This is a genomic window from Arenibaculum sp., from assembly GCF_035998295.1.
GTDB lineage: Bacteria > Pseudomonadota > Alphaproteobacteria > Azospirillales > Azospirillaceae > DASYHS01.
The window spans coordinates 1-9,064 of the sequence record NZ_DASYHS010000028.1 but is presented as its reverse complement, the minus strand read 5'-3'; the positions used below and the strand labels follow the sequence as shown (position 1 = coordinate 9,064).

The 9,064-nt window shown below is 72.6% G+C and carries 9 protein-coding genes; 2 read left to right on the top strand and 7 right to left on the bottom strand.

Annotation, left to right across the window (positions count from 1 at the left end):
• From VGO20_RS02635 to VGO20_RS02620, 4 genes are all read right to left on the bottom strand, one after another.
• Window positions 1-246 (bottom strand): PAS domain-containing protein (locus tag VGO20_RS02635; protein ID WP_327500732.1); only part of this gene is annotated, 246 nt, incomplete at its 3' end.
• 122 nt (window positions 247-368) lie between these two features.
• Complete coding sequence (locus VGO20_RS02630; protein ID WP_327500731.1) at window positions 369-1,865, bottom strand: oligosaccharide flippase family protein; 1,497 nt, start codon at window positions 1,863-1,865, stop codon at window positions 369-371.
• A 191-nt stretch (window positions 1,866-2,056) separates the two neighbouring features.
• Complete coding sequence (locus VGO20_RS02625) at window positions 2,057-2,911, bottom strand: alpha/beta fold hydrolase (protein WP_327500730.1); 855 nt, start codon at window positions 2,909-2,911, stop codon at window positions 2,057-2,059.
• A gap of 14 nt (window positions 2,912-2,925) precedes the next feature.
• Window positions 2,926-3,588 carry a class I SAM-dependent methyltransferase gene (locus VGO20_RS02620; RefSeq protein ID WP_327500729.1) on the bottom strand — a complete coding sequence of 221 codons (663 nt, stop codon included), beginning with the start codon at window positions 3,586-3,588 and terminating at the stop codon, window positions 2,926-2,928.
• A gap of 195 nt (window positions 3,589-3,783) precedes the next feature.
• On the opposite strand from VGO20_RS02620, the gene VGO20_RS02615 reads away from it, so the two are divergent.
• Window positions 3,784-4,362 carry a phasin family protein gene (locus VGO20_RS02615; protein WP_327500728.1) on the top strand — a complete coding sequence of 193 codons (579 nt, stop codon included), beginning with the start codon at window positions 3,784-3,786 and terminating at the stop codon, window positions 4,360-4,362.
• 35 nt (window positions 4,363-4,397) lie between these two features.
• Here the strand turns inward: VGO20_RS02615 and VGO20_RS02610 are convergent, their stop codons facing one another.
• Window positions 4,398-5,942, bottom strand: coding sequence for an MDR family MFS transporter (locus VGO20_RS02610; RefSeq protein WP_327500727.1), 1,545 nt, complete (start codon window positions 5,940-5,942; stop codon window positions 4,398-4,400).
• A gap of 191 nt (window positions 5,943-6,133) precedes the next feature.
• Here VGO20_RS02610 and VGO20_RS02605 point away from each other — a divergent pair, with 191 nt between their 5' ends.
• Window positions 6,134-7,087, top strand: coding sequence for a dienelactone hydrolase family protein (locus VGO20_RS02605; RefSeq protein ID WP_327500726.1), 954 nt, complete (start codon window positions 6,134-6,136; stop codon window positions 7,085-7,087).
• A 9-nt stretch (window positions 7,088-7,096) separates the two neighbouring features.
• On the opposite strand, the gene VGO20_RS02600 is transcribed toward VGO20_RS02605, so the two are convergent.
• Both VGO20_RS02600 and lptC read right to left on the bottom strand, forming a co-directional pair.
• The gene (locus VGO20_RS02600; RefSeq protein ID WP_327500725.1) at window positions 7,097-8,488 is read right to left on the bottom strand and encodes a S41 family peptidase; all 1,392 of its coding nucleotides are present in this window, start codon (window positions 8,486-8,488) and stop codon (window positions 7,097-7,099) included.
• Window positions 8,489-8,583: 95 nt separating this feature from the next.
• Window positions 8,584-9,064: LPS export ABC transporter periplasmic protein LptC (lptC, locus tag VGO20_RS02595; RefSeq protein ID WP_327500724.1), on the bottom strand; the 481-nt coding region annotated here is incomplete at its 5' end.

Sequence of the window (9,064 nt, the reverse complement as noted above, 5' to 3'; positions counted from 1 at the left end):
GACCGGCTCCTGTTCCTCGAGCGCGCGGCGGATCCGGCGCCGGGCTTCGGGGTCGGTCCCGGGGTCCTGGAGGAAGCGCGGCGAGCGCCCGAGCGCCTCCCCGACGCCGTACCCGGTCAGGCGTTCGAAGGCCTCGTTCACATAGACGATGGCCGGGCCGGGTTCGTCGAGCGGATGCGCCGCCGTTATCATCACGGCGTCGTTCGTCAGGCGGACGACCTGCCTCAGCGCCTCGCGCGTCCTCATGCCGTGCTCCCGGCCGGGCCCGGCGGATCAACCTGCCGACATTCCGGCTCAACGAATGAAACACGAAGAAAGGCAATAGGGTTCGTTCGGCCCTATCCATAATTGCCGCGCCGGGGCGCGGGTCAGGCCCGCGCCGCGCCTCCGACGCCCAGCACGAGGCCGGCGGCCCGACGCAGCAGCGCACGGTTGACGACCAGGCTCGCGAGCGCGTAGGCGACGACGCCGACGGCCACCGAACTCGCCAGCGAGGTCGCCGGGTCCGTCGCCGGGCCGAACGACCGCCAGGCGAGGACGCAGGCGGCCATGAAGGCGGCGGCGGCGAGGCTGGGCAGCACGAGGCGCACCTGCTCCGTCGGCCGCACCCCCGTGAGGCGGCCGACCGCGACCGCGATCAGGGAGCAGTGGCAGCCCAGGAAGCGCAGCAGGTCGCCGGCGGCCGCCGCGGCCACGCCGAACGGCGCGGCGACGAGCAGCACGACGGTGCCGGCGGCGAGACTGGCGGCGTTGATCCCGAGCAGCCAGTGCGGCCGGCCGAGCGCATAGAGCAGCGACGCCCCCGGCAAGGCCGAGGTCGAGCCCAGGCCGCGCAGCGCCAGGATCGCCAGCACCGGTGCCGCGGGCAGCCAGGTTTCGCCTAGGACCACCCCGACGAGGTCGGGTGCGACCACCGCTGCGCCGACGAAGGCCGGGAAGCTGATCAGGCTGGTCACGCGGACGCCGCCTTCCAGCAGGGCGCGCACCCGCGCCGGATCGGCCTGGACCGTCGAGAAGCCCGGCATGGTGAGCTGGCTGACCGGCACGATGAACAGGCGGACCAGGATCTCGACCAGCCGCTGGGCGGCGTTGAAGTAGCCGAGCGCCGCCGAGCCGAGCAGCAGGCCGAGGAGGAACTGGACCACGTGTCGCTCGGCCGCCCCGACCACATGCGTCCCGAAGGTGCCGAGGACGTAGCCGCGCACGTCGCGGAGATGGCCGCGCCCGCAGCGCCAGCCCGGCCGCCAGCCGGTCGCGCCCATCAGCACCACGAGGCTGACCGCCGACTTGGTCAGCGCCTGGGCGACCAGCGCCCACGGGCCGTAGCCGAGCACGGCCAGGGATACGCCGACGGCGCCGCTCGTCACGACCATGGCGAAGGAGCGCATCGCCAGGGTGCCGAACCGCATGTCGCGCGTCAGCAGCGCGATCGGCACCGCCGTGAACGCGTTCAGCACGATGACCGGGCTCAGCCAGACCAGCAGTTCGGCCACCAGCGGCTCGCCATAGACGGCGGCGGCCAGCGGCGCCCCGGCCAGCACGAGCGCGAAGCCGACGACGGACAGGCCGAGCACCGTCAGGAACACCGCGTCGACATGGCCGCGCTGGAGGTCGCGGCGCTGGATCAGCACCTGCGTGACGCTGAAGGCGCCGAGGTCGGACGCCAGCATCACGAAGACGGCGGCCATCGCGACGATGCCGAACTCCGACGGCGCCAGGAGCCGGACCAGGACCAGGAACACGACCAGGTTCGCCGCCTCCGTGGCCCAGGCGTCGACGGTCGTCCAGAAGCCGCCGACCATCAGGCGGCGCAGGAAGCCCGCATGGGGCGGAAGGCTGGACGGGGGCGGTTCGGGCTTGCGCATGTCTCTCGGCACTGGGGAACGGGACGCGGACGACGCCGCGACGAGCCAGATAATGGCATCGCGCGGGCGCGGCTTCCTCTATTGAGACAGGGTACCCTCTTCGCCCCCGCGCAAACGGGACAAGCCGCGGAAGGCGAAAAGCGCCATCCCGGCGGTGTCGGGAAGTGGTTACCGCGTAGGCTCGCGCCCGCTCAGCCGAGGAAGGCCAGCAGTTCGCGGGCGAGGTCGCCGGGCAGCTCCTCGGCCATGTGGTGGCCGCAGTCGAGGCCGCGCCCGCGCAGGTGTGGCGCCCAGGGGCGCCACACCGAGAGGACGTCGCCGTAGAGCGTCTCGAGGTCGTCGCGCAACGACCACAGGACCAGCGTCGGGCACGCGACCGTCCTGCCCGCCCGCCGGTCGGCCTCGTCGTGCGCCCGGTCGATGCCGAGGCCGGCGCGGTAGTCCTCCATCATGGCGTGGACCGTCGCCGGGTCGTGGATCGCGGCCCTGAAGTCCTCGTAGGCCTCGGCCCCCATCGCCTCGGGCGAGCCGCCGTACCAGGCGTCCGGATCGGCGAGGATGGCGCGTTCCGGCTTGTCCGGCTGGCCGAAGAAGAACCAGTGCCACCAGAGCCGGGCGAAGCGGGCGTCGCAGCGCTCCAGCGCCTCAACGATCGGCACCCCGTCCAGGACGGCGAGGCGCGTGATCGACCCGGGATGGTCCATCGCGGCGCGGAAGGCAACGTAGGAGCCGCGGTCGTGGCCGACGATCGCGAACCGCTCGAAGCCGAGACGGCGCATCAGGGCGACGCAGTCGGCCGCCTTGGCGCGCTTCGACGAACCGGCGTGGTCGGGCGTGTCCTGCGGCTTGGACGAGCGCCCGAAGCCGCGCAGGTCCGGGCAGACGACGGTGTGGGAGGACGCCAGCAGCGGCGCCACCCGCCACCAGGTCGCGTGCGTGCGGGGATGGCCGTGCAGCAGCAGGACCGGCGGGCCGGACCCGCCGTGCCGCACGCGCAGCGTCGCGTCGGGAAGCTCCACGGTCTCGAGGGTGAAGCCTTCGAACACGCTCCCTCTCCCTCTTATGCGACGCCGCGTCCGCCTTCCGCGGACAGGCGAGCCGCGGCCTCGTTGCGGCACTGGATCAGGCTGAACAGGCCGAGCGGCGGCAGGGTGCGCACCTCCTGGACCTCGAGCGGCGATTCCTCGAACAGGGTCTGCATCGAGAAGTCGGGCCGCCAGCCGAGCTTGCGCGAGAAGCGGGCCATGCCGCGCTCGACCGTGCGGCGCATTCCCGGACGGGCGGAGGCGAAATGGTTGACGATGTACACCTCGCCGCCGGGACGGCACACCCGCTCCAGCTCCCGCATCGCCTGGGCGACGTCGGGGACCACCGTCATCACGAACATCGCGACCACGACGTCGAAGCTGTCGTCGGCGAAGGCCAGCCGCTCGGCGTCCATCTCGAACAGCCCGTCGACGTTCGTCAGCCCCATGCGGTCGACGCGCTTGCGCGCGACGTCCAGCATCTCACGCGAGAGGTCGATCCCGACCACCCGGTTGTCCGAGCGGTGGAACGGCAGGGACAGCCCGGTGCCGACCCCAACCTCCAGGATGCGCAGCCCGCCCCGCCGATTCATCCTCTCGATGGCAGCCCGCCGCCCGAATGCAAACACACCGCCGAAGACGACGTCGTAGATCTTGGCGTACCGACGATACGCGGCGCGGACCGAAAGAGTGTCCATCCTGTTCTCCTGGAGGGATCGGGCAAGAGTCTGCCCCGGCGAAAAAGGTCGTGGCTTCGGGCGCCTCCATAACGGGCGTTACCTCTGATGGTTCCGCCCGGAACCGCCGGGCCGCAACGTAGCCCGTAGAAGGGCTGTTGCAAAGGGCATAGCCGGCAACCGCCGGCGGAAGGCGACACGGACGGAGGATACGTCATGGCGACGCGGGACGGAGGACGCAAGACCGGAGGCGGCCGGCAGGACCAGGGTTCCAAGGCCACGCAGCAGCAGGACAAGGCACAGGAGCGCGAGCCGGCCGCCGCGGCGGGAGACGAGGAACCCGCCAAGGAGGCCAAGGCCGAACCGCAGGCCGATCCGGCCGCGAGCGCGGCGGAATGGGCCAGCAAGGCGACAGCGGCCGCGACGGCGGCGATCGAGGAGGCGCGCCGGCGCGCCGGCGAGGCCGCCCGGGCCCAGGCGGGTGGCCAGGCCGGCGGCCCGAGAGGGACGCAGAACGCCGCCGAGATCGCGGCGATCGCCTTCTCGGGCTACCAGTCCGTGCTTGCCGAGGCGACGACCTTCGCCCAGCAGATGGCGCAGACCACGTTCACGGCGTGGCGCGACTTCGCCGGCGCACGGGGACCGGCGGAGCTGCTGGAAGTGCAGACCCGCCTCGCCCGCGCGCAGACGGAGCAGGTGATGGAGTTCACCCAGCGGGTCACCGAGCTGCTGACGCGGACGGCGGAGCAGGCCTCCGGCCGTACCGGGGGAGGCGACGAGGGCGGCCGGCGCTGAGGCCGGCCCCGGGGTCAGGGGTCAGGGGTCAGGGGTCAGCCCGCGCCCCTCGCCTGCCCGCCGGGCCGGCGGGCGAGCGGCAGCTCGCGCAGGAAGGCGGCGATCAGCAGGCCGAGCAGGCACAGCAAGCCGGCGGTCGCGAAGACGAGGTCGTAGGAGGCCGAGAAGGCGTCCATCACCATCGCCCGGACCGGCCGGCTCATGGCGAGGATGCGGGACGGCTCTCCCGACAGGATGCCCTGGTCGAGCAGGGCGTCGACCTGGGACGCCGCGACCCTGCCCACCAGCCGGCGCTCGACGTCGTTGGTCAGGACGGCGCCCAGCAGCGCGACGCCGAAGGCGCCGCCGATCGTGCGGAAGAAGGCCAGCGACGACGTGGCGGCGCCGAGGTCGCCGCGCTCGACCGCGTTCTGCACCGACAGGGTCAGGACCGGCATCACCATGCCCAGGCCGAGGCCGACCACCAGCAGGAAGACGACGAGGGGCCCGCCCGGCTCGTCCCATCCCGCGATCGCCCAGAGGAGGAAGGCGGTCCCGGCGATGCCGAGGCCCAGGCCGGGGAAGAGGCGGTAGCGCCCGGTGGCCGCGACCACGCGGCCGACCAGGACCGCGCTGGCGATGATGCCCACCATCAGCGGCAGCAGGTAGATCCCGGACTGGCTGACGCTGACCCCGACCACGGCCTGGAGGTACAGCGGCAGCAGCGTGACGCCGCCCAGCATCACCATGGTCGCGATCGTCGCGGCGGCGCAGGCGGTCGTGAACACGGGCCCGCGGAACAGGCGCGGCGGGATGATCGGCTCGGGCGCGCGCAGCTCCCGGATCGCGAACGCGGCCCCGAGCGCCAGGCCCGCCGCGAGCAACCCGAGGATGCGCCACGACAGCCAGGGCGCCTCGGTCCCGCCCGAGAGCAGCGCGAGCAGCAGGCAGGTGACGGAGCCAGCGACCAGGACGGCGCCGGGGACGTCGATGCGCGGGTTGCGCGTCGGCGGCGGCAGCCGGTCGAGGGGGCGGCCGGTCATCACATAGGCGGCGATGCCGATCGGCAGGTTGACGTAGAAGATCCACCGCCAGCTCGCGTGCTCGGTCAGGAAGCCGCCGAGCACCGGCCCGGCGACGCTCGCGAGCACGAACACGCTGCTGATGTAGGCCTGGTAGCGGCCGCGCTCGCGCGGCGCCACCACGTCGGCGATCACCGTGAAGGCGAGCGTCATGAGGCCGCCCGCGCCCAGGCCCTGGATGGCCCGGAAGAAGACCAGCTCGCCGACGGTGCGCGACAAGCCGCACAGCAGCGAGCCGATGACGAAGAGCACGATGGCGGTCCGGATCACCGGCCCGCGCCCGTACAGGTCGCTCAACTTGCCATAGAGCGGCGTCGTCGCGGCCGTCGTCAGCAGGTACGCGGTCACGATCCAGGACAGCTCGTCGAGACCGCCGAGCTCCCCCGCGATGGTCGGCAGCGCGGTGGCGACGATGGTCTGGTCGAGGGCGGCCAGCATCATCGCGAGCATGACGCCGGCGAGGACGGCCAGGATCTCGCCGTGGGTGTAGTGGGGCGACACGTCTGCCGAAGTGGACAAGATACCTGATCCGGAAACGGTGGAGGGGGCGGGGCGGCCCCGGACATCTCCGACAACGGTTGGGAGGGCGTCCAAGGTCCCTGCAACCTGCGACCGTGACGAATCGCCCGCGGATGCGTTTAGCCAAGTAGCAGAGAACGTGCCGCCGCGCCGCGCCCCGGGCCGGTCGCGGGATCAACGCGAAGGGTCCCATGATCTCGATATCGACGATACGCTTCCCCTCCCTCAGCCCGTTCGTGATGCGCGACATGGCCTCGCGGCGCGGGCGCGTCGCGCCGGTCCAGGTCGAAGCCGTGCTCGCGCTGCCCGAGCCCTGCGCCGCCGACCGGAGCCTGCCGGCGGTCGTGCTGATGCACGGGCTGGGCGGCGTCATCGCGGAGCGCGAGCTGGCCTACGCCTCGGAACTGGCGCGCCGCGGCTACGTGGCGCTGGTGGTCGACGGGTTCGCCGCCCGCAAGGCGCCGGAGAACCACACCCTGCGCGCGCTGCGCGTCACCGAGAGCATGCTGCTGGCGGACTGCTTCGGCGCGCTCCGCGCGCTGGCGCGCCACCCCGCGGTCGATCCGGAGCGGATCGCCGTCGTGGGCTTCTCCTATGGAGGCATGATCGCGAAGCTGGCGGCCTACCGGCAGATCTGCGAGGTGTTCGGCGACGAGGGGCTGCGCTTCGCCGCCCATGTCTCGTTCTACGGCCCCTGCGTCGTCAGCTTCGACGAGCCGAGGACGACCGGCGCGCCGGTCGCGATGCTGCTGGGCGAGCTGGACGCCAACGTGCCGGTCCCGCGCGCTCGCGAGGCGGCCCGCGAGCTGGAGGAAGGCGGCTCGCCGGTGATGCTGCGCATCTACGAGGGCGCCTGGCACCAGTGGGACGGCGCCGACCGGGAGCGGCGGAAGGTCGGGATCGGGCTCGGCCCCTGCGCGCTCAAGGTCGATCCGGAGGGGCGGGTCCGCGACGCGCGCAGCGGCATGGAGATGCGCGGCCCGCTGACGCGGGCGCTGGTGCTGGGCATGAGGGTCAGCCCGCGGGGCTACCACATCCTGCGCGACGAAGGCGTCAAGGCCCGGTCGGACCGGGACCTCTTCGCCTTCCTCGACCGTACGCTCCGCGCGGAGCGCGGGGCCGAGCGGTGGATGGGGATGGCCTGAGCCGGCGGCTCAGGAACCGGCGCCGGCGGCCCCGGCCAGACGCGCGGGAAGGACCGTCTGGACCGCCATGCGCTGGTCGGCGGGCGTCTTGAACAAGGTGGAGCCGACGAGCAGGTCGACGGCGCGCTCGAGCTGGAAGTCGGAGCCGCCCTCGCCGCCCGCCACGGTCTCGGCGGCAAGCTCCAGCAGGGGCCGGCGCTCGGCCGGCGGCGCGTCGTTGCCGAGCGCGCCCGGCAGGTCGGCCTCGCGCCGCCGCGGCGCGTCGGCCACCAGCTCGATCCTGCCCTGGCGGACGCCGATGTCGGGGACGATGCCGACCGCCTGGATCGACCGGCCGGAGGGCGTGTAGTAGCGCGCGGTCGTCATCTTCATGCCGACGCCGCTGCCGAGCGGGATGATGGTCTGGACCGAGCCCTTGCCGAAGGTCTGCTCGCCGAGCAGGACCGCACGCCCATGGTCCTGCAGCGCGCCGGCCACGATCTCCGAGGCGGAGGCGGAACCGCCGTTGACCAGCACGATCACCGGCAGGCCGCCGGCGAGGTCCCCGGGACGCGCGTCGTAGCGCCGGATCTCGACCCCGCCGCGGCCGCGGGTGGAGACGATGTTGCCCGACTCCAGGAACGCGTCGGCGACTTCGACCGCCTGCGTGACCAGCCCGCCGGGATTGTTCCTGAGGTCGAGCACGAACCCGGCCAGGGACGAGCCGATGTCGGCGCGCAGCCTCTCCATCGCCGCGGCCAGGTCCGGCCCGGTCCGGCGGTCGAAGTTCTTCACGCGGACATAGCCGATGCTGCCGATGGCGCGCGCGCTCACGGGCTCGGTGCGGATCGTCTCGCGGGTCAGCGTCACGTCGAAGGGCGCGCCGCCGTCGCGGCTGACGGTGACCAGGATCTTCGAGCCGGGGTTGCCGCGCAGGCGCTTGATCACGTCGGCGCTCTCGCGGCCGGCCAGCGGCACGCCGTCCAGACCGGTGAACACGTCGCCGGCGCGGATGCCGGCGCGGCCCGCCGGCGCCCCGTCCACCGTCGAGAGCACCTTGACGATCCCGCCATCGACGCGGATCTGGACGCCGAGGCCACCGAACTCGCCGTTCGTCTTCATCCGCATGTCGCGAAAGCGGTCGGAGTCGAGGAAGGTCGAATGCGGGTCGAGCGCGGAGATCATGCCGGTCAGGGCCGCCTCGACGAGCTGGCGCTCGGAGATGGGCTCCACGTAGTTCTCCCGGACGCGCGCCAGGACGTCGCGCAGCAACTCCAGGCCCTCGTCGGCCTGCAGCGCAGCCGGCAGGGAGGCCGGGGCCGGGGCGGAGACCGTAGCGGCGGCGGTCGGCTGAGCCATCGGCTGGGCGGGCGCCATCAGCGCCAGGGAAACGACTGCGGCCGAAGTCAAAGCCCTGAACATCACCGGTGGGTTCCTTTTCCAGAGGGGCGGGGCGGGTGAAGCGAACCAGAGCCGCGTGCCTCCAGAAGGAAAGCCCGATTTTAGTTAATGAAGAGTTATGTCTCCGGCGGTTCCGCTACGGACACGGTATTTCCGCCGTGGTCGGCAGGCGTTGCGGACGGCGGCAGCAGAAGACGGGACGGACCGGGGAAAACGACCGTCCGGCCGCCCGGAAGCACGCGGAAGGCGGGGGCCCGCAGCTCGCCCGAAGGCCCCTGCCCGGTCACGAAGCGGTCGCCCCAGGCGGCACTCTCGCCCGGGTCCACCGTGGCCGCCTCGGTCGCGAATTCGAGGCCCGAACCGTGGTGGAATCGGACGTCGCCGGACAGGAACAGCAGCTCCCTCGTCTCGTCCCAGCGGCCGCTCCGCGCGGTCACGGTGAGCCAGGCGCCGTCCTCGTTCGTGATCTCGCCCTCGGGGTCGGTCAGGAAGATCTGGTCCGGAGCCCCTTCCCGCTTGGTGGCGGTTCGGGCGCGAATCGAGTAGGGGCGGTTCTGGCGGTCGAATCCGAATTCGCGCACCCCGACGGCGAGGGTC